Raw genomic sequence first — 20,773 nt, 5'->3', positions numbered from 1 at the left:
GCCGACTGTTTGAAGGACGCTCGGCGACAAAAACGACAGGCACTGATGACAACGGCGACTCGCCTGTGGGCAGAGTCGCCGTTTTACGTTGGAAGCGTGTCGAGAGAAGCCGGGACGCTCGCCGCGGCTCCCCTCGCCTCACGCTGACCCGATCAGAGCGAGTTCAAGAAGGCCATCAGCGCCTTGCGATCCGCCGTGCTCAGGTTGATGAAGCGCTGGCGGCTCGCGGTGGCTTCCCCGCCGTGCCAGAGGATGGCTTCGGTCAGGGTGCTGGCGCGGCTGTCGTGCAGGTAACCCACCTTCACACCGGTGCCGGCCACATACTCGGTGTAACCGATGCCCCACAGCGGCGACGTGCGCCACTGGTTGCCCGCGGCCTGGGACTCGACCAGGTTGTCGGCGAGGTCGGCGCCCATGTCATGCAGCAGCAGGTCGGTATAGGGACGGATGGTCTGGTTGCGGTTCTCGGTCAGCTCGGTGCCCAGGCCCGTCTTCATTTCCGCCACGTGGCAAGCCGTGCAGCGGATCGACGAGAACACCTTGGCGCCTGCGGCCACTTCGGTCGGATTCACGTCCAGGTAGGGCAGCGGCGTCACGCCCTTCGGGAAGCCGCTGGTGACGCTGCGCTGCGCCGGCACGCCCAGCAGCGCGACATACCGGGTGATCAGCTGCAGGTCCGCTTCGGACAGGCCCTTCTCCACCTTGTTCTTGTCGCACTTGGCAGGACCCGCCAGACAGTCACGGTTCGGGTACAGCGGCGAGGTGACCGACATGTCCAGCAGCGCTGCATTGGCGCTCTGATGACGCAGGCTCACCTTGGCCGCCTTCCAGCCATAACGGCCCACGCGGACAGCGCCGGTTTCCGGGTCATAGACCAGGTTGGCCTGACCCTTCACACCGTCTTCATCTGGCGTGCTGCGCACCCGGGCCAGGATGTCCGCATCCGGAATCGCTTCCAGCAGACCCATGCCGATCATCGGCTGCGCGGCACGCAGCGAATACACCGAGGGCGTCGGGCCGTCGAAGGCCACCCGCGGTTTGCTCAGCGTCACCGCCGTGCCGTCGGCCAGCGTCACCGTCTTGGTGTCGAAGCCGGCGACGCGCACGCTCATGCCCCAGTCCTGCAGCGCACCGGTGGTCTGGGACCGGGCGTTCATCTGCACCGCCAGCCCATAGGTCGGGTGCGGCACCTGCTTGCCATTGGCATCCAGCGCGGCGGTGCGCACGGCCATCGTGTCCAGACGCTGGTTCAGCACCTGCGGTGCCAGGCCCCGTCCGTTGTTGATGTGGCAGGCGAAGCAGGTGGACTGGTTGAAGCGCGGACCCTGCAGGCCGACGGCCGCGGTGTTGCGGTCGTTGCCGGCTTCGTTGTGATCGCCGGTCCACATGTTGGTATGAATCCAGCGACGGCCTTCGGTGAAGCGCTGCATGTTCTGCATGCCGATCTGGGTGCTCGGCTGCTGGAACATGAAGGTGGCGTTGTCGGCGTAGTCGTAGGAGATCGAGCCGGTCCCGCCCAGCAGCGTCTCTTCCGGCAGCGGCGCATTCATCAGGCGCGGCTGCACCCCATACCAGGGCCGCAGTCCGCTGCCCACCACATAGGTCACTTCATTGGTGTAGTAGCGGAAGTTGCCGTTGTCGCCAATGGCATCCATGGCGGCGCGGCTGGAGAAGAAGGAGCCGGTGAACTCGATGGCATCCCCGACCTTCAGACTGCGCGAGGCCACGGTGGTGGTGGGCACCAGCACGCCGTTGGCGTCCGGACCGACATCGCGATGGCCGGGCACGTTGTCCAGCACCACCGAGCAGCCGTCATTGGCGCCGATGACGCCGTTGTAGCCGGTGTTGGGCTTGAGCAGTGCGCCCTCGGGCGGCTTGGGCACCACGGGGCAGGAGGTCAGGTCCTTGAAGCCATCGGTGTAGGTGGTCGGGTCCAGCAACTGGCCGGGGGACATCCAGCCATAACCGGTCACGCCCGGATCGTCGAAGCGGCGGAAGAACGAATGGCCGCCGCCGCGCTGCGCCTGCTGGTAATACTGGTTGATGATGATGCGCGGCTTGGTGACGCCCGCCACGCGGCTGTTGTCGATGAACTCCACACCCCAGGTGCGGTTCTTGAAGTAGTTGGCGATGAAGTTCAGATAGGCGCCGGGGCCCTTGTCGCGCGGCTTGCCGTTGGCATCGACGGTGTCGTTGGTGCCGTAGCCGATTTCTGCCCAGTCCTCGCCGCGCTCGCGGGCGTGACGGGAACGGCCGACGAAGCCGAAGCGCGTCACCAGCGTGCCGTCCGGCAGGGTGAACTGCACCTGTTCCAGCGGCGCCGGAATGGCGGGGGTCATGATGGTGGCGCCGACGGGCGGCGTCGGCAGTGCCGAGGTGGTCACAGCGGCCAGCGTGTTGTCGCTGCCCGGGGACTTGAAGCTGACTTCAAACAGCGAATAGCCGTATTGCGTGGCCCGGGCGACGCCCTGGATCTTCACGTAACGGACGTTGGCATTCAGATTGAAGAACTCTTCGGTGCCGCCCTTGCCGCCAGCGACGTAGCGCAGCTGGTACCAGGTCTGACCGTCATCCGAGGCAAGGATGGCGTATTCCTTGCCATAGGCGTTCTCCCAGACCAGCTGCATGTAGCCCAGAGCAGTCTTGGCGCCGAAGTCGAACTGGATCCAGGCGGCGTCGTCCTGGGTGCTGGCCCAGCGGGTGGTCAGGCTCCCGTCGACGGCCTTGTCCGGACCGTTGTTGTTGTTCTCGACGGCGCTGGAGGTGGCTTTGACGCCTTGAATGGTGGCGCCGGGTTTGCTCAGGTCCACGCCGGAAGGGAGCTGGAGGGTCGGCGGCAGCGGAGGCGAAAGGGTGCCGCCACCGCTTGGCAGGGTGCCGGTGGACGGCGACGGGGCCGTGGTGGGTGGGAGTTCGGGCTCGGTCTCCGGGCCGGAGGCGGTGGGCGCAGGCGCGGGAGCCGGAATCGGCGCGGGCGCTGGGGTGCCGCTGGAGGGATTGGTATCCGTTGAGGACGGCGACGAGCCTCCGCCGCAGCCGGAGAGCACACCGACGGCGCTCAAGGCGAGGACGGCGCCGGCCACCAGGCCACGCGCGAGGGAGGGGGGCGGCGGACACGCCAACTTGTGGTCGGTGTCTGATACGTTGTTGCGCATGGGCGCTCCTGCAAGTCCGAAGAAACGGTGAATCCCGGGAGCCAGGGTGGCTGGCCGTGGGACGTGGTCGATGTATGAATTGCAGGGAGCGTGCCGGTTGCGGTTGGTCACAAACTGGTGTCTACCAGTGCCGGAGCGCGGTGTGGCGGGGCTGGGAGGAACCAAACCGGTGCCGGTGGGCGGCGGGTGGGAGCGCCGGTTTTTGTCAGGGCCGACAAATAGTGTCAGTTCAGGACGCTGGAATGGTCGGCATCGTCGCGAGGTGTTGTGGCGAGGAGCGGGCGGTGAGGATGGTGGGCGCGCAAATGTGGCGATTAGCGCGCAGGGTGGTACTTTGATTCAGCGCGCTCACGCCGTAACCGCGCTGCGGGAGGCGGAAGTGAAAAATCGCACCGGCTGTTGCGAAGCTGATGGGTCTGGATACGCTTGACTGCCTGGACCCCCTCTAACATCGCGCCGAAATCAATCCGCGCAACATGTCGATGTCTCACCTGCCCGCTGGCCCTTTGACCTTTCGTCTTCGATTGGCGCCATTGCTCCGCCCCTGTGCGTGGTTTGTGGGCGTGCTGCTGGTGGCAAATGTTGGAGTGGCGGCGGTGGCGCAGTGGCGGACGCTCGGCAGCGTGGAGTTGCAGGGCTTGGCTCAGGCCACCGTGCTGCCGCTTGCGCTGGGGGCGCTGCTGGTGGTGATCCAGGCGCTGGTGGTGCTGGCGTTTCCTGTGCGGGTGCTGCCAGACGCGCTGCAGGGGTTCAACCTGTGGGGTGGGTACAAGACGGTCAAGTGGGGCGACATTCCGGAGGTGTCGGCGGGGGCGCTGATGCGGATGCGTTATCTGAAGGTGCCGGTCCCGGCATCGCCGCTTCCGATCACGGTTCCCTTGCTGCTCGCGGATCTACCCGGATTTTTGGCAGCTGTGGAAACGCGCGCGGGACCTGAGCATCCGCTGGCGGTGGCTTTGCGGCAGGAGATGGGTCCAGCAGGAGGCGATGGCAGCAAGTCAGATGGATAGCCGATCCGCGCTCGGCCATCCGATCAACGAAGAGCCATGCGCAACATGTCGATCGTTCGCTCGTCGCGGAAATAGCTGCAGTGATGCGTCCGAGGATGGGGCCCCAGATCGCACCAGTTCACTCCGCTCAGACGGGAGGAAGGACTGCCCAGCTGGTTCATCGAATCGACGTCGACCACCAGGTCGTTGCGTTGTCCAAAGACGATGTCGGCGCCGTAGTACTTCGCTTGGTCCGCGAGATTGCTGAACCGCTTCCAGAATTTCCACACCGGCTCCTGCACCTCGTCGGGCTTGAACTCTCCCCCGACTCCAAACAGTGCAGCGGCCGTCGGCAGTGGGAACAGTCGAACGAGCTCCGGGCTGTTGGCCACCCGGCTTTGCGCCATCAACCCAGGTACGGCTCCGACCACGACATCGGCCACCGGCAGCGCGGCGCCAAGCTTCAGAGTCCTTCCGACGATTTTCGCCAGGCCGGCTGCGCCGAGCGCCAGTGGCATCGCCGGTGGAAACGCCAGTGACACGCCTTTGCTCAAACCGCCCAGTGCATCGGCCACATTGGCCAGCATGTCGAGTGCTGCCGAAAGCCGGTCCGGGGCGGCCAGGCTCGTGCCGACCAGCGGCGATCCGACAAACACCACGCGACTGACGGGCAGAGCCGCCAGCCTGAGCGCCCAAGCGACGACCAGGCCACCACGGCTGTGGCAAACGACGTCGAGCGTGACACCCTTGTCGGCGAGCGGCTTCAGATCCTCGATCAGATCGATCGCGTTGAGCCATGGCGCCACCGACAGCGTCGCGTGGTCGAACGCCAGCACCGCATCGTAGACCGAGTCTGACTTCGTCCAGTCGGCCCAGAGGGCGGCGTTGGCGACGGATGGCGTCCCCTGCTCGGTCCAACCTGGTGCCGTGAGTTCGGTGCTGTACATCTCACTGCGACTGAAAGTCCCGTGCACCAGTAACAGAACGCGGCCTTTAGGCGCCAGCAGGGTCGAAGCATCGACGGCCTGCCAATCCTGACCCATCCACCTGCGCAGGCCGCGGCTCGGGTTCAACTGTCGATCCAGGTCCTCAAGGCCGGCGGTGATCCGGTTCACCCCGGGCGGGCGATATTCCATGCGTTGGACGAGGTCGCGCGGCATCGAACTGACCGAGCGATACGCTCGCCGTATGCCGGCCTGCTCGCGCGCTTGCGGCCCGCTCCAGACCCAGCGCAGAACGCCATCGTCCTTGACGAGCTCGAGCACCTCCCTGTCATCGTCCACGGCGGCCTGGTATCCGCGGCGACGGCGCTGCTGGATCGACGACACGGGCTCCTCGGCGGCCGCCAAAGGCGGGGCAACTTGGGCGGCAACCTCCGCCCACAGCGTCTGGTCCACTTGCATGGTCATCCCTCCTGCACAGGCAACGGCGTGACGCCTTCACGTCGAGCGGTAATGATTTCGAGCATCGAGTCATAGTCGCGTCGCTCCGATAGCGCCGCTACGCCCGCCTCGATGGCCTCGACGAATCCACAGTGTTCCGTCAGGCGCACGGTCTCAATGGGCACCAGCTTGCGCTGACGTATCCATCGCCGCACCTCGGGCCAACTGGCCTTGCCGGCGTGCCAGGACACCACTTGGGCGTTGGCCATCGGGTTCTCCGTGGCACTGACCTGGGCTACCTCGGTCGAACTGGCCTGAGGCATGTCCAGATACTCATCTCGGTAGTCCGCATGGCGCCACCATCCGGGAAGGGCGTGCCCCTCGAGCAGGAAGACGACCGGGTAGATGTCCACGTACTCCAGGCAGGCAGCGAGAAGCAGCGCCAGGTCAATGCAGGTGCCCGCGCGCTGCTGCCAGACTGCCGATGGTAGGCGGAGTCGCTGCGAGTCCAGTGCCGCGCTGTAGGCGGGTGGAGGATTGATGTAGCCCAATCGCCAGTCATGGAGAAGAGCGGCCCATATCGCCTCCACCTGCTGGTCAACGCCACACAGACTGGGTTCGTTGCCCGCCACGGCCAGCTGGTAGCCATCGAAACCCGCGCTCGGGTCATCGCGCAGTACCTTCACGTAGCGCTGCGCCTGTTCGAGTGCCCTCTCCACAGCCGAATCGCGGGGCTGCACAAAGCTGGGCAACCACCTCCCGTCGCGCTGGTTGTCACGCCATTGGTCCACTGGCAGCAGTCGCAGGCGATGGCTGTCGCGATAGAGGGTTTTCGCCCCCTGGATCACTTCCACGACCAGGCTGCTGCTGATGGCTTCATGCGCTCCGCGGATCAACGCAGCGGTCAACGGGACATGGACATCGCGTGTCAGGGTCACGCGGCGCTTGTTCAGCTTCACCCGTCGCCTGAACCTGGCCGTCTCCGTGCCCATATGAACAGACACATCGACATCGACCTTTACATCGGGCCCCGGTGTTTCGCACTCGATCACGAAGCTGTCAAACAGCGGCTGCGCATTGTGAAGCACGGCGTAGTTCAGCTCCCTGAACGGGCGGACGTGCACTTCGACGGGTAGTTCTTCTGAAGGGGAGTGCTCCAGAGGCAGCGCCTGGTCGAGCTCCTCCCTGCGCCTCTCAAACGGGGCAGCCGGCCTCGCGGGCGCGGGAACATGTCTCAAAAGCAGCGGCTGACCGGCCCACAGCGTGATGCCGGTCGCGTCCTCGGCCTCCGGCAGGTCGCGGACCGCGGTCCACATGTTCTGGAAGGCCCGTGGGATGTTCCACGCCTGGCGCACGAGTTCCTCGTACAGCAGGCCATACACATACTCCGCCAGCGCGTCGTCAAAGGCATCTTGAAAACCCACTGCTGCGAGCGCACCGCGCTCGGCCACCACCAGCGGGGCAATGCGGGCTGCGCTGTTCCAGAAGTTGAAGGTGACAAGCAGCGCGCAATGTCCGCTGGCGGCAAGCGTCTTGGCCAACTCATGTGCCGGCACCAGCAGTGGATAACTCCTGGTGGTGGTTGGCATCGATGCTGGATCGGCGGCGGAGCTCATGCCGTCCTGGGTTCCGGTGCGGCTGCAGTCCCTCACGGGCGAGCCGCGCAGCAGCACCCCATCCTGTGAAAGTTGCTTGTCCGCGGTGATGTCTTCCACGCGCCGGATCGAGCCGACCGCCGGCCCCACCGCCTCACCTAGCGGCTCGTCCGGCATGCCCAGGTCGACCAGCGCCTCAGTGCCGACGTGGCGGCGGAGTTCCTTCAGCCCGAGGTGGCTATCGAGGCCAGCAAAGTGAATGAACTGGGGCTTGACCTTTGCGATGGTGTTTTTCAATTCGTCGGGCGTCGGGAAATTGAGAACATGCCACTGAGCGCCCGGCAAGGCTGCCCGCAAGCGCTCGTGTTCGCCCTCGAGATCCCAGTATTCGTCCAGCTCCGGTGGCATGCACTCGACCACCAGCATGCGGGCACCCTGGGCGAAGAGCGTGGCTGCGTCCGGCGGGACGGGCCCCGTCCGCGTCAGCAAACGCATCTCGCGCATCACCGTCAATGCGCGGGCACGACCGTCCTCCGAGCCCTGCAGTCTTCCCCGCCGTGTGGCGGCGGCAATCAAGTACTCCCAAGGCAAGACCCGGGATTCCCAGTGCATCGCCTCCTGACCCGTCCAGGGCACACGCACGACGACGCAATCGCTCGCCGCGAGTTGCGCGATCTCTGCATCATCAATGCCGATCTGATTCAAGGCGTCTCGTGCAGCCAGTTCGTTGCGCTCCCTGGTCTTCTTCTCGCCGATCCAGCGGCGCCGGGATCGCAGGACATAGGTCCAGCGCATCGCCTCTTGCGCGATGATGGCCTGGGCCTGCTCGGGCGTCGGTGCATCCGGCATGCGCAGCGGAAAGTCCGCAGCGGCGTCTGGCGTCGCCAGACAAACCGGCGTCTCTGGCGTCAACACCTGGTCCCATTGGCCGCCCGGTGGCTTACCCGCGGTCTTGACCGAACCGGCGGTTGGCTGTTTGCCCGGCATCGTCTTGCCTCCCATGCGCTACCACGCGCTGTCCGATCTCCCTACCCGTGCGCGTTGGGAGCAGGGTACGGCCGCGCGAGCGTAGAGGGAACAGGCAGAGGCGTCGTCCACAAGGCCGGGGATGACGGATCGGACGCCTGCACTTAGGTCTTCGTTTCCAACGTCAACCTCGTTGGTCGCGACGAAGCCGCCTCGACGGCAAACCGGGGCGACAGTGCTGCGGTGCGAAAGGCTGACAGTACGCCTGGACGGACCTGCGCTATAGGCCGATGTTGATCCAGCATCGGAGGCTGCCGGCCTGCTCGACCCAGCGGAAGGGAGGCGTCGGTGGGTCCGAGGCGAGCGTGATAGCGTCGCGGGGCAACGGCACGAGTGCATAGCCACCTGCCGACCAATTGCGGCCGCTCGCCTCCGACGGTTTTGGGTGGCCTGTTGCTAAACGCTGATCTGATTGGAACCAATACGACATGCACATCTTTGGCTACGAAGACACTGGGCTGCCGTTGGGCACCGTGGTGCCCGCGCTGCTCGCTGAGATCACACTGAACGCAACTTCCGCGGAGCTACGTGCGATTGCGCGCTTCCTTCAAGGATGCGCAGATGAGATGGACCATATGGGTCCGAAATTCGACCATGTCCACCTGGCCGACCGGTTCAAGGAATTCGAAAGCTCGCCCCATTTCGTTGTGGCTCGCGGTTAACAAGTCGCGCACTGACAGTCGGAGTCGGCCACTACAGGTCTTCCGCCAACGACGATTTTCGAGAAGCGTCAATGCCCGTCTTTAAGGTCAATCATCAGCCGTATTTCTGGGAGACTCTCGTCTCAGACAAATATCCGCTGCTAGCGAAGCCTTACCCAGCCCCGGCGACCTGCGAATTGGTGCGCATTGCTGGAGAAAGTGGCTTTGACATTGTTCTGCGGGTCGAGCGTCAAAACACCGCCGGGGACCCGCTTCTCGTTTTTGGTTTCTTGCGTCGGGGCGGTCGAAGTTACAACGCCACACGTCGAACGCATCGTCGCGTGGTGCACAAGCGCCAACTTCAAAGCGGTGCCGTGCGACCGGCATGGACTACCCTCCAGAACTCGCAAGGGATGACCGCCGTCGACTTCCTGGATCCCAGCCAACGCGGGGTCCCACATGCCAGCAGTAGTTCGAAGGTAGGCAGGGCCTGCTCTGACCGCATGAGATCGACCACCCGCGCCAACACCTGCTGCGCTGATACGCAGCCGCTATCCTCTCACCACAACTCAACGTCTCTCGGCCATCGCCTTCCATTTGGCCGTCGCGTCCACCAAATACGCTTCCATGGTGCCCAGCCCCATCGACGCCCTGCGCTGGTCCACCTCAGCAGGATCTGAAATGGGAAACGGCACCAGCTTGCCGTCGACCAATTCGAGTTGCGATCCATAACGCTGGAGCCTTCCTTCCCCTATCAGCACGCGGTCTTCCAGATAGGCAAGTTTCTTCCGAGGTATGCCTGGGAACGTTTCAATCAACCGCTGCAGGTGTCCCAACTGGGCACGCTGATAGGCCAGGTTGTCCCCATGCTGCACGATGTACCAGGCAGCCTCCGCCTCTTCGCCCCACGCACTTCGCCCGAATGTCCAGCCACAGCGGGACAAAATCTGCCGCAGCAACACTTGCTGCTCGTTGGAGATGGCCTGAAGGGCATTCGCCCAGCGCCGCTCTCCAACTGCGCCCAACACACCATCCTCCCGGATGGCCTGGTCCTGTGCACGCATCGCGAGTACCGAGCGCCTGTCCGTGTCGCTGCAATCCGCGAACACGGGGGCGGAAGCCAAAAGACAAGCCGCCAGGGACGTCATCATCCAGCCGATTCTCATCAATGACCTCCGGACTGAACCAAAGCTTCTCGACGGGCGCCTCAACCCCAGTTCTTCTGAACAAACGCAATCCCAACGCAAACCGCCAATATTGCTGGAACGACCCAGCAAACAGCATCCGGATGCAGGAAGCCGAAAAGCCGCAGGTTCTCTGGCTTGAATACATGCAGACAATGCGGGCAGCGCACGACCGGGCCCTTGTCGTGCAACCGGTAGTATCCCAACCGCATCCCACCCGAGACGACTGCTTTTCCACCGAGGAAGTCGTGGTCGCAACGTGGGCACACCTCTAGCGCTTGCATGTCTTCTCCCTCCTGGGATCCAGTGTAGGGTTCCAGCCTTCACAGGAGCCTCTTTTGAATGATCGAATGTACAAGTGGCTCGTCGCTCGAGGCACGGTCACTATCGTCCAGGAATCAAATCTCCTCTCCGTTGACATTGATCCAGAAGGCTCTGCTTCCTGCGTTCTGACTTCACAGGATGCGCAAGAAATCGCCCACATCATCACCGAGCGAGCGCGCTCGATTTGGGAAGCGTCTGACAGATCGCCCGAGCCGAAAGCGTCGGTGGACGGCGATTCACGCGCTTTCCGATTGACCGTCGCTTCCGGCGTTGTGACCTTGATCGCGCACGATTCCAAGCCCTTCCTGGCCCTCTCGTATGACGGTCAAGGTGCTGCACTGCTCACGGTCACTCAGGCAGTGGCCCTGGTGCAACTCATCCAGCATCTGCTTCGTGAGCTGCCGGAAGCCTGATCTCATAGGCAGGACTGGTCAGCGCGCCTGACGCTCCCCCCTGCCGCACAATCAGCGTTCGGCAGCGCCAGTCATCCCTTAATGAGCCGGGGCCCGCGACTCAAACGACGCAGCACGGCATAAAAGACGAGCGCGCCAATCAAGCCGTGGAGCCCGAAAGTGAGAACCTTCTCCGCATAGATGAGCCAGGCATACACGGTCGGCATGCCATCCACGTACAAGTCAACGTCATGGCCGTGCCAGTTCTGCCCCGATGAATACCCCGCAAAATGGCGAGGCCAGAAGAATGCGACCGGCAAAACACCAAGCGCGGCACCAACTGCGCCCAACGAGCGCCATCCTTCCCGACCGAACCTACGAAGCACCCAGAAGGCCGGCACTCCGAGCAGCACAGTCACAGCGGCCGCAACAGCAGCGACAGCCGTGACGACGATGCCCAATCCATTCATTGGGGACGATGAATGGAACAGCCCCGGCAGCAGCAGTGCAATGAACACAAAGGGCTGTATTGCGATCGCTGCAATAGCGGCGAGCCAGGTTCTCAATCCCTCACCCCTGCCTTTTCGCCAGCACCGCCCTCGCCACGCGCGATGCCGGCGGCCGCCCCAGCACGCCAGAGATGAACGCTCCCGCATCCACCAGCCGGTCCAGATCGATGCCTGTATCGATGCCCAGCCCCTGCAGCATGAACAGCACATCTTCGGTCGCCACGTTCCCCGTCGCGCCCTTTGCATAGGGGCAGCCCCCGAGGCCCGCCACGCTTGCATCGAAGCTGTGGATGCCCATCTCCAGGCAGGCATAGATGTTGGTCAGCGCTTGGCCGTAGGTGTCGTGGAAATGCCCGCTCACTTCCACCAGCGGGAAGTGCCGCAGTGCGCGCTCCATCGCTGCCTGCACCTGACGCGGCGTGCCCACGCCGATGGTGTCCGCCACGCCCAGATGGTCGACCCCGATGGCGCGCAGCAGCCCCGCCACACGATCCACTTCGTCCGGTGAGACGGCCCCCTGATACGGGCAACCCACCGCGCACGACAACGCCCCGCGTACCTTCAAGCCCGCCTCATGCGCCGCTGCCACCACAGGAGCAAAGCGCTCAATGCTCTCTGCAATGGAGCAGTTGATATTCTTCTGCGAAAACGCCTCAGACGCCGCCGCAAACACCACCACCTCATCAGGCCGGGTCGGCAGCGCGGCTTCCAGGCCCTTCATGTTGGGCACCAGCACGCTGTAGCGCACGCCGGGTTGGCGCTCAATGGCCGCCATCACCTCGGTGTTGTCCGCCATCTGTGGAATCCACTTCGGCGACACGAAGCTGGTGACCTCAATCTCCTTGAGACCCGCCGCCTGCAGCATCGCCACCAGCTGTGCCTTGTCGGCGGTGCCGACCTGCGCCTTCTCGTTCTGCAGCCCATCCCGCGGGCCGACATCCACCAGCGTCACGCGGCTGGGCAGGTGACCCGTTGCCCGGTTGAAGTTCGCATTCATGCCCCGCTCCTTCAGGCCTGCGCCCGCAGACGCAGCAGCTCGGCGCCATCGCCGACCTGATCGCCCACGGCAAACAGCAGCTCATCCACCACACCGTCGCGCGGCGCGGTGATGGTGTGCTCCATCTTCATTGCTTCCATCACCGCCAGCGGCTGGCCCTTGCTGACCGAGTCGCCAGGCTGCGCCAGGAAGGCGATCAGCTTGCCGGGCATCGGCGCGCTCAGCCGGCCGCCTTCGCCGGTGCCTTGTCCAGCGTGAGCCAGCACATCCACCTCGGTGACCAGAGCGGAACCGTCCGCCCCGAAAACTGCCACCTGCTCGCCCACCTTGTAGGTCCGCACCTGCACCCGCTGGCCGTCCAGATACAGCTCATGCTGCTCCGCGCCGTCCGAGCGCAGGCTCAGGTTTACCGTCTGCCCGGCCACCGTCAGCGACTGGCTGCCCTGATGATGACGCGCCAGCAGCACCGTCTGGTGCTCACCGTGGATCTCCAGCTCGAACCGCCGCTGGGCGGCACCGAAGAGGCGCCAGCCATCGCGGCGGCTCCACGGGTCGGCGCTTTCCGTCAGGCCTTCTTCCGCCAGCGTATGCGCCACCACCGCCGCGGCAGCCTGCGCCACCGGCAGGCCCGGCTGGTCGAACAGCACGGCCCGTTCGCGCTCGATCAGCGCCGTGTCCAGGTCCGCCCCGGTGAACGAGTCCGTCGCCGCGCATCGGCGCAGGAAGGCCACATTGGTGTGCAGTCCGACGATGTGGGTGTCGCGCAGCGCGGCATCCAGACGGGCCAGCGCCTGCTCACGGGTATCCCCATGGACGATCAGCTTGGCGATCATCGAGTCGTAATAGGGGCTGATCTCGTCGCCCTCGCCCACCCCCGAATCGATGCGCACATCGGCCGGCCGGAAGGCGTCATGCGCAGGCCAGCGAGCCACCGAGAGACGACCCGTCGCCGGCAGGAAACCACCGTCCGGGTTTTCAGCGCAGATGCGCGCTTCAATCGCATGGCCGTGGATGCGCAGGTCCTGTTGCCGCAGCGGCAGCGGCTCACCCGCAGCCACGCGCAACTGCCACTCCACCAGGTCCAGCCCGGTGATGGCCTCGGTGACCGGATGCTCCACCTGCAGCCGGGTATTCATTTCCATGAAGTAGAAACGCCCGTCCTGCTCGGCAATGAATTCAACCGTGCCAGCGCCCTGATACCCGACCGCACGCGCAGCGGCCACGGCGGCCGCCCCCATCTCGGCGCGTCGCTCCGGTGTCATGCCCGGCGCAGGCGCTTCCTCCAGCACCTTCTGATGGCGACGCTGCACCGAGCAGTCCCGCTCGAACAGGTAGACGCAGTCGCCATGGCTGTCGCCAAAGACCTGGATTTCAATGTGCCGCGGACGCTGCACATACCGCTCAATGAGCACGGCGTCATCGCCGAAGCTGCTGATCGCCTCGCGCTTGCAGGACGCCAGCGCCGCATCGAATTCTTCATCCCGATGGACCGCGCGCATGCCCTTGCCACCGCCGCCGGCGCTGGCCTTGATCAGCACCGGATAACCGATTCGGGCCGCCTCGCGGCGCAACAGAGCCGGGTCCTGGTCGGCCCCGTGATAACCGGGCACCAGCGGCACCCCGGCCTGCTCCATCAGCCGCTTGGATTCCGCCTTCAAGCCCATCGCACGGATGGCCGACGGCGGCGGGCCGATGAACACCAGCCCTGCATCGGCGCAGGCCTGGGCAAACTCTTCGTTCTCGCTCAGGAAGCCATATCCCGGATGCACGGCTTCGGCGCCAGTCTTGCGTGCCGCTTCCAGAATGCGTTGCCACTGCAGGTAGCTGTCCCGCGGGGCTGGACCGCCCACATGCACCGCTTCATCACAGGCCCGCACATGACGTGCCTGCGCATCCGCGTCGCTGTAGACCGCAACCGTCTTCACGCCCAGGCGCCGGGCAGTGGCGGCCACCCGGCAGGCGATTTCGCCGCGGTTGGCAATCAGGATCTTCTTGAACAAGGTTGTCTCCTCAAGCCCCGGGTGCCTGGCGCGCCGCCGCTTGTGGCTGCGGCTGCCGGCACGCTCCGGTGGTGGTGGTGGTCGGGATATCGGCCGCCCGACGCGGCCCGGGTCCGGGGTCCAGGCCTTGCGACCCCGGAAAAGCTCAGTGGCAGTGGCCGCAGGCGCCAGCCGAGGCGCTGTCCGCGCCGGCAGCAACGGCGGCAGCGGCAGCAGCACCCGCGGCGGATGCTTCCGCGCTCAGGTCCGCTTCGGTGGCGCAGTGCATGCCCAGACGGTCGATCAGGCGGCGGTCCTTCTCGGCCTGCGGATTGCTGGTGGTCAGCAGCTTGTCGCCGTAGAACATGCTGTTGGCGCCCGCCAGGAAACACAGGGCCTGCATGGTCTCGGGCATCTCCTCACGGCCGGCCGACAGGCGGACCATCGCGCGCGGCATGGTGATGCGGGCCACTGCAATGGTGCGGATGAATTCGAACGGGTCCAGCGCCTCGGTGCCTGCCAGCGGCGTGCCTTCCACCTGCACCAGGTTGTTGATGGGCACCGACTCCGGATACGGATCCAGATTGGCCAGCTGTGCGATCAGGCCGGCGCGCTGGCGGCGGGTTTCGCCCATGCCGACGATGCCGCCCGAGCAAACCTTCAGGCCGACCCCACGCACGCGGTCCAGCGTGTCCAGGCGGTCCTGATAGGTGCGGGTGGTGATGATCTGGCCGTAGAACTCCGGCGAGGTGTCCAGGTTGTGGTTGTAGTAGTCCAGACCGGCGTCACGCAGCTGCTCGGCCTGGCCGTCGCCCAGCATGCCGGCGGTCAGGCAGGTCTCCAGGCCCATGGCCTTGACCTCGGAGATCATCTCGCCGATGGCTTCCAGATGACGTTCCTTGGGCGAGCGCCAGGCGGCGCCCATGCAGAAGCGGGTGGCGCCGTTGGCCTTGGCGGCGCGGGCGGCTTCCAGCACTTCCTGCAGCGGGATCAGCTTCTCCGCCTTCAGGCCGGTGTCGAAGTGGGCCGACTGCGGGCAGTACTTGCAGTCTTCCTCACAGCCGCCGGTCTTGATCGACAGCAGCGTGGACAGCTGCACCGCATTCGCATCGAAATGCTCACGGTGCACTTGCTGCGCGCGGAAGAGCAGGTCGTTGAACGGCAGCTCGAACAGGGCTGCGATCTCATTCACCGTCCAGGGCTTGGTGTTGCGGCGCTGCTCATCGGTGGTGGGCGTCAGCGTCTGGATCTGGTTGACGGTCTGCTTCATCGTCATGCTTTCAAGGCGTTCAGCAGCAGGGGCTGCTGCAGGTGCGCGGCCACGGCCGCAGGAGAGGGATCGGTCAGTCGGGGCACATGGCCCCAGCACGGCCCGCCCGCGATCGGGTCCAGGCGCGCGCTCAGTGCGGACAGATTGTCCGCCACATGCGGTTGATGCGGGTCGGCGGTGTTGGCCACCCATCCGGCCAGGCGCAGGCCGCGCGCCCGGATGGCTTCGGCCGTCAGCAGCGCATGGTTGATGCAGCCCAGCCGCAGGCCAACCACCAGCACCACCGGCAGGCCCAGGTCCACGGCCAGGTCGGCGGTGTCCCAGGTGTCGGTCAGCGGCACCCGGAAGCCACCCACGCCTTCCACCAGCGTCAGGTCGGCGCGGGCGGCGGTGGCGGCGATGGCCGTCAGCAGGGCTTCACGGTCGATGCTGCGACCTTCCAGACGGGCAGCAATGTGCGGCGCACAGGGCTCGCGAAACTGCAGCGGGCCGACCTCCTCCATGCGCAGGCCCAGGGTCTGGGCGGCATGGAGCTGGGCCACATCCTCATTGACCCATTGGCCGCTGGCATCCGGGGTCTGTCCAGCCGCCAGGGACTTCACCGGTGCCACCCGGCAGCCGAGCTGCTGAAAGGCATGCGTCAGGCCAGCGGTGATGCAGGTCTTGCCGATTTCGGTGTCCGTGCCGGTGATGAAAAATCCGTTGAATGGCGCGGCGCTCATGCGCAGTCCTCCAGGGCCGCCAGCAGGCGATCCACATCGTCATGGGTGTGGGTGGCACACAAGGTGATGCGCAGGCGGGCCTCGCCCCTGGGCACCGTCGGGGGACGGATGCCCGGCACCCGCAGACCCTGCTGCTCCAGTGCCGCCGCCAGCGCCATCACCTCGGCATTGCCGCCGATGATCAAGGGCTGGATAGGACTGCTGGACGGTGCGAGCCGCCACGGCAGCGCCGGATGGCGGTCCAGCAGCGCGGCCATGCCTTCGCGCAGATGCGCCTGCAGGGCCATGAGCTGCGCGCGACGGCGCCGACCCTCGGCCCCGCGGATCAGCGCGAAGCTGGTCAGCAGCGCATGCTCGACCGCAGGCGGCGAAGCGGTGGAGAAGATGTAATTGCGCGCCGCCTGCAGCAGGTAGTCGGTGATGGTGGCATGTGCGACGACAAAGGCACCGGCCAGCCCGGCGGACTTGCCCAGCGTGCCCATCACGATCAGCCGCTCGCTGCGCAGCCCGAAGTGCTCAACCGAGCCGGCACCGGTCTCGCCCAACACGCCGAAGCCATGGGCATCGTCCACGATCAGCCAGGCGTCGAACGCCTCCGCCAGGGCGAGAAGCTCCGGCAGCGGGGCGATGTCCCCGTCCATGCTGAAGACCGCATCGGTGACGATCAACTTGATGCGTGCCGTGCTGGCTGCCAGTTGAGTCCGCAGTTCCTGCAGGTCCACGTGGCCGTACCGGGTCACACGGGCCTTGGCCAGGCGGGTGCCGTCGATCAGCGACGCGTGATTCAGCGACTCGCTGAAGATCTCCGCCTGCGCATCGCCCAGTGCGGCGACCACCGCCAGGTTGGCCATGTAGCCGGTGCAAAAGCCGATGGCCCGCGCTTGCGGAATCCAAGGCGAAAACCAGTCGGCGAGTTGGGTCTCCACCTCATGGTGGGCCCGCGAATGTCCGCTCACCAGCGGCGAAGCGCCGGAGCCCCCGCCGTAGATCTGGGCGCCTTCCGCAAGCGCCTCCGCAATCTCGGGATGCGCCGCCAGGCCGAGATAGTCATTGCTGCAGAACATCAACAGCTCGCGCGCCACGCCGTCAGCGCCGCGCACGATCTGGCGGGGCGCGGTGCCGGTCTCGGCCACGCGGGTGAAACGGGTGAGGCTTTGCGACTTCAGCTCGTCGAGCTTCGCCTGCAGGTGCTCAAGCAGCATGCAGCACCTCCTGCAGGGTCGCCTGCACCGCATCGGCCAGGAAGCCGGCGGTGGAGGCGTCGATCAGATACGGCGGCATCAGGTAGACCGTCTGCCCGATCGGGCGGATCAGCAGCTCATGGTCACGTGCGGCCAGGTGGAAGCGCTCCGAAAAGCGCTCGACCGGTGCCTGGACATCAAACGCCAGGATGGTGCCCCGCTGGCGCAGATGGGCCACCGCCGGATGCGTGGCCAGTGGTGCAAACGCCTCGGTCAGGAGCGCCGCCTGCGTTTGATTACTCACGAGCTGCCCCGCCTCGAACCGGTCCAGCACCGCATTGGCCGCCGCACACGCCAGCGGATTGCCGGTGTAGCTGTGGGAGTGCAGGAATCCGCGGGTCACGTCTTCTGACCAGAAGGCCTGGTAGACCTCGTCGGTGGTCAGCACCAGCGACAGCGGCAGCGTGCCCCCGGTGATGCCCTTGGACAGCAGCACGAAGTCCGGCCACTCATCGGCCGATGCGGGCTGGGTCTGTTCCCACGCGAAGAAGGTGCCGGTGCGGCCGCATCCGACCGCGATCTCGTCGGCAATCAGGTGCACATTGAATTCACGGCACAACTGGCGCAAGCGGCGCAGATAAGACGGCGCATGCATCACCATGCCGGCCGCGCCCTGCACCAGCGGTTCCACGATGACCGCGGCAATGTGCGCGGCACGCTCCCGCAGCAGCGTCCGCAGATCGTCCAGCGCCTGCTGCTCATTGCCCAGACGCTGGTCCGGCGAGGTGACGATATGGGCCCGCATCAGCAGCGGGTCATAGGCGTCGCGAAACACCGCCACATCGGTCACCGCCAGGGCGCCGATGGTCTCTCCGTGATAACCATTCTTGAGACAGACGAATTCCCGCTTGTCGCTCTGGCCACGGTTGCGCCAGCTGTGAAAGCTCTGCTTGAGCGCGATCTCCACTGCGCTCGCCCCATCGCTGCCGAAGAAGAGGTGGCCCAGCACGCCCCGCGTGCGCGCGGACAGCCGCTCGGCCAGCCGCACCGCCGGTTCATGGGTGCAGCCGGCCAGCATCACATGCGGCAGCGTGTCGAGCTGATGCTTGATGGCATCGTTCAGCGCCGGATCCGCATGGCCGAAGAGGTTCACCCACCAGGAGCTGTTGGCATCGAAGTAGCGGCGGCCCTGATGGTCAAACAGCCAGGGGCCTTCGCCGCGGGCAATGGGCAGCGGGGGCACCCGCTCGGCGCGTGCCATCTGGGTGCAGGGATGCCACACCGCGCGGAGGCTGCGGCGTTGCCAGTCATGTTGTACTGCTTCGGACATGGAAAACGGACATCAAAGGGTCACCGGACTTCCAGCGGCCGCGGCATCGCGGTCGGCGGAAGGCCTCGACATCAGCCCTGCCAGCCAGGGCGGGACTTGTTGAGAAAGCTCTGCACCCCGTCGCGACCTTCGCTGCTGGCGCGGATGTCGGCGATGCGGCGGGCGGTGTCATCCCGCAGCGCCTGGGTCAGCGGCGCATGCGCCACATCCTTCACCAGCTGCTTGCAGGCCCGCACGGCCATCGGACCATTGGCCACGACGGCATTGCACAGCCCCTGGACGGTCTCATCCAGCGTCTCGGCGGTAGCCAGCGCATGCACGAGGCCGAGGCGGTGCGCCTCAGCCGCGGAGAACCGTTCAGCGGTGACGAAGTATCGCCGGGAAGCCTGTTCTCCCATCGCCCGCACGACATATGGGGCGATGGTCGCCGGCAGCAGGCCCAGCTTGGCTTCGGACAGGCAAAAGCCTGCCGAGTCGACCGCCACCACGACATCGCAGACGGAGACCAGCCCGACGCCGCCCGCGTAGACATCGCCCTGCACCTGCGCGATCACCGGGACCGGGCAGCTGTAGAGTGTCCAGAGCATCTGCGCCAGACGGGAGGCGTCGGCATGGTTGTCCTCCCAGCTGTAGCCGGCCATGGCCTTCATCCAGTTCAGGTCCGCACCGGCGCAGAAGGCCTTGCCTTCGGCGGCCAGCACCACGGCGCGCAGCGAGGCGTCCTGGCTCAGCGCCTCGAAGGTGTGGGTCAGTTCCTGGATGACGATGTCGTTGAAGGCATTGCGAACGTCCGGACGTGCCAGGGTGACACGGGCCACCGCGCCCTCGCGGGACAAGCGCAGGGTGGTGGTGGGTGGCAGGGTGGGCAGGCTCATGGCTGGCTCCAGACAACAGTACGGTTGACCGCGTAGAGGCGGCAGGGATCTTCGGCCTGGGCGCCCTCTTCGCACCGCGCCAGCGCGCGGGACTGGGCGTCGTCCCCCGTGGCAAAGGAGGAGCGGGACTGGCCGTTCATCGCAAAGGCGCGCGGGAGCGGCGCAGCCAGGAAGGCGCGGTAGAGGCGCTGCAGCTCGGGTGAGGATGAGGATGAGGGCAACGCGGACAGGTCCGCCACATCGGCGCGGCCCGGGTCGTGGTCGGGGGGATACAGCAACGCGCCGGGAATGTCCACGCCCAGCGGGCGCAGGAAGGCGTCCACCACCGGCTGCCATTGGTCGTTCCCGTCGGTGAAGAGTCGGTGACCTTCCTGTCCGACGGGCGGCAGCAGGCGCCAGGTCATCGCCCCTCCTGCGGCTTGATACGCCTGGGCCCATTGACGGGGCCAGCGGGTGCCGAAGAGATGGTCGTTGTCGGCATACAGCCAGAGCGTGGGGATGGCCCGTGCGCGGGCGCGCTGCAGGCTGCCCAGGCGGGACATTTCCTGTTCCAGAACGTCCGGGCGGCAGGGGCTGGCAGCGGCCTCCGGGCGGCCGCCATGACCGCCGGAGACGTTGATGACGGCGAGCACGGCCGGTCCTGCCGACCCGGTGGGTGCTGCCGGCGCGACATCGGCCAGTTGCGGCAGTGCCGCGAGGGCCGCAAGCCCGCCAACCGACTGGCCGACCAGGACCGTGCGCGAGGCATCGATGTCCGGTTGCGCCGCCATGAAGCGCAGCACGTCGGCCACCTGCTGACCCGCCGCATTCAGCGCGGCGGTGTAGCGGGGCTGATCGCAGCGGACATTGGTTTCCGGGTCGCCGGCGGCTGCAAGTTCGCCATAGCCCAGGCGCAGCGGCACCGCGACGGCATAGCCCTTGCGCACGAAGAACCGCGCAGCGGATTCATAACGCTGCCGTCCATAACGACCGCGTTCGCGCCAGTCGCGACCGTGGTTGATGAGGGCCAGCGGGAACGGGCCGGGCCCGGCAGGACGGAAGACGGTGACAGGCAATTCGCCGCTGACGATGCGACCAGCCGCATCGGTGACACGCACCGGGACGCGGTCGATGCGCTCGCGCAGGTCTGGGGCCCAGGAAGCGGCGGTCGGCACCGAGGGGGATCGGTCGGAACCCACTGCGGGTCGGTCCGCCGTGGGCGCGAGGGACGTCTGTGCGTGGA

The 20,773-nt window shown here is 66.0% G+C and carries 16 protein-coding genes; 3 read left to right on the top strand and 13 right to left on the bottom strand.

Annotation, left to right across the window (positions count from 1 at the left end; translation table 11 throughout):
* Window positions 1-152: 152 nt before the first annotated feature.
* Window positions 153-3,155, bottom strand: coding sequence for a di-heme oxidoredictase family protein (locus tag FHS28_RS23400; protein ID WP_088454386.1), 3,003 nt, complete (start codon window positions 3,153-3,155; stop codon window positions 153-155).
* 557 nt (window positions 3,156-3,712) lie between these two features.
* Between FHS28_RS23400 and FHS28_RS23395 the strand changes: the two genes are divergently transcribed.
* Window positions 3,713-4,165 (top strand): hypothetical protein, encoded by a 453-nt coding sequence (locus FHS28_RS23395; RefSeq protein WP_088454387.1) that lies wholly within the window; start codon window positions 3,713-3,715, stop codon window positions 4,163-4,165.
* A 23-nt stretch (window positions 4,166-4,188) separates the two neighbouring features.
* On the opposite strand, the gene FHS28_RS23390 is transcribed toward FHS28_RS23395, so the two are convergent.
* Together FHS28_RS23390 and FHS28_RS23385 are read right to left on the bottom strand one after the other, a co-directional pair.
* Window positions 4,189-5,547 carry an esterase/lipase family protein gene (locus FHS28_RS23390; protein WP_184295544.1) on the bottom strand — a complete coding sequence of 453 codons (1,359 nt, stop codon included), beginning with the start codon at window positions 5,545-5,547 and terminating at the stop codon, window positions 4,189-4,191.
* Between the two features lie 2 nt (window positions 5,548-5,549).
* Window positions 5,550-8,123, bottom strand: a complete 2,574-nt coding sequence (locus FHS28_RS23385; RefSeq protein WP_088454389.1) for a hypothetical protein — start codon at window positions 8,121-8,123, stop codon at window positions 5,550-5,552.
* Window positions 8,124-8,575: 452 nt separating this feature from the next.
* Here FHS28_RS23385 and FHS28_RS23380 point away from each other — a divergent pair, with 452 nt between their 5' ends.
* Complete coding sequence (locus FHS28_RS23380) at window positions 8,576-8,809, top strand: Imm32 family immunity protein (RefSeq protein WP_088454390.1); 234 nt, start codon at window positions 8,576-8,578, stop codon at window positions 8,807-8,809.
* Between the two features lie 548 nt (window positions 8,810-9,357).
* Here FHS28_RS23380 and FHS28_RS23375 read toward each other — a convergent pair.
* Window positions 9,358-9,939 carry a DUF6624 domain-containing protein gene (locus FHS28_RS23375; protein ID WP_184295541.1) on the bottom strand — a complete coding sequence of 194 codons (582 nt, stop codon included), beginning with the start codon at window positions 9,937-9,939 and terminating at the stop codon, window positions 9,358-9,360.
* A 383-nt stretch (window positions 9,940-10,322) separates the two neighbouring features.
* Here FHS28_RS23375 and FHS28_RS23370 point away from each other — a divergent pair, with 383 nt between their 5' ends.
* Window positions 10,323-10,709, top strand: coding sequence for a hypothetical protein (locus tag FHS28_RS23370; protein ID WP_088454392.1), 387 nt, complete (start codon window positions 10,323-10,325; stop codon window positions 10,707-10,709).
* A gap of 71 nt (window positions 10,710-10,780) precedes the next feature.
* Here the strand turns inward: FHS28_RS23370 and FHS28_RS23365 are convergent, their stop codons facing one another.
* From FHS28_RS23365 to FHS28_RS23325, 9 genes are all read right to left on the bottom strand, one after another.
* Window positions 10,781-11,254 carry a hypothetical protein gene (locus tag FHS28_RS23365; RefSeq protein WP_184295539.1) on the bottom strand — a complete coding sequence of 158 codons (474 nt, stop codon included), beginning with the start codon at window positions 11,252-11,254 and terminating at the stop codon, window positions 10,781-10,783.
* Window positions 11,255-11,258: 4 nt separating this feature from the next.
* On the bottom strand, window positions 11,259-12,194 hold the full coding sequence (locus FHS28_RS23360) for a hydroxymethylglutaryl-CoA lyase (protein ID WP_088454394.1): 936 nt from the start codon (window positions 12,192-12,194) through the stop codon (window positions 11,259-11,261).
* 11 nt (window positions 12,195-12,205) lie between these two features.
* A complete protein-coding gene (locus FHS28_RS23355) occupies window positions 12,206-14,194 on the bottom strand; it encodes an acetyl/propionyl/methylcrotonyl-CoA carboxylase subunit alpha (RefSeq protein WP_088454395.1) in 1,989 nt (662 codons plus the stop codon).
* 145 nt (window positions 14,195-14,339) lie between these two features.
* A complete protein-coding gene (gene bioB / locus FHS28_RS23350) occupies window positions 14,340-15,449 on the bottom strand; it encodes a biotin synthase BioB (RefSeq protein ID WP_375140799.1) in 1,110 nt (369 codons plus the stop codon).
* Complete coding sequence (bioD, locus tag FHS28_RS23345) at window positions 15,446-16,165, bottom strand: dethiobiotin synthase (protein ID WP_088454397.1); 720 nt, start codon at window positions 16,163-16,165, stop codon at window positions 15,446-15,448. Before bioD ends, bioB begins: the two co-directional genes overlap by 4 nt.
* Window positions 16,162-17,367 (bottom strand): 8-amino-7-oxononanoate synthase, encoded by a 1,206-nt coding sequence (bioF, locus tag FHS28_RS23340; protein ID WP_088454398.1) that lies wholly within the window; start codon window positions 17,365-17,367, stop codon window positions 16,162-16,164. The genes bioD and bioF overlap by 4 nt, the downstream gene beginning before the upstream one ends.
* Window positions 17,357-18,676 (bottom strand): adenosylmethionine--8-amino-7-oxononanoate transaminase, encoded by a 1,320-nt coding sequence (bioA, locus tag FHS28_RS23335; RefSeq protein ID WP_088454399.1) that lies wholly within the window; start codon window positions 18,674-18,676, stop codon window positions 17,357-17,359. Before bioA ends, bioF begins: the two co-directional genes overlap by 11 nt.
* Window positions 18,677-18,747: 71 nt before the next feature.
* A complete protein-coding gene (locus tag FHS28_RS23330) occupies window positions 18,748-19,551 on the bottom strand; it encodes an enoyl-CoA hydratase/isomerase family protein (RefSeq protein WP_088454400.1) in 804 nt (267 codons plus the stop codon).
* Window positions 19,548-20,729 (bottom strand): dienelactone hydrolase family protein, encoded by a 1,182-nt coding sequence (locus FHS28_RS23325; RefSeq protein WP_221194211.1) that lies wholly within the window; start codon window positions 20,727-20,729, stop codon window positions 19,548-19,550. Before FHS28_RS23325 ends, FHS28_RS23330 begins: the two co-directional genes overlap by 4 nt.
* Between the last annotated feature and the right edge of the window lie 44 nt (window positions 20,730-20,773).

The sequence above is a fragment of the Roseateles terrae genome (genome assembly GCF_014192155.1).
GTDB lineage: Bacteria > Pseudomonadota > Gammaproteobacteria > Burkholderiales > Burkholderiaceae_C > Roseateles > Roseateles terrae.
This window is presented reverse-complemented; position numbering and strand designations above follow the sequence as displayed.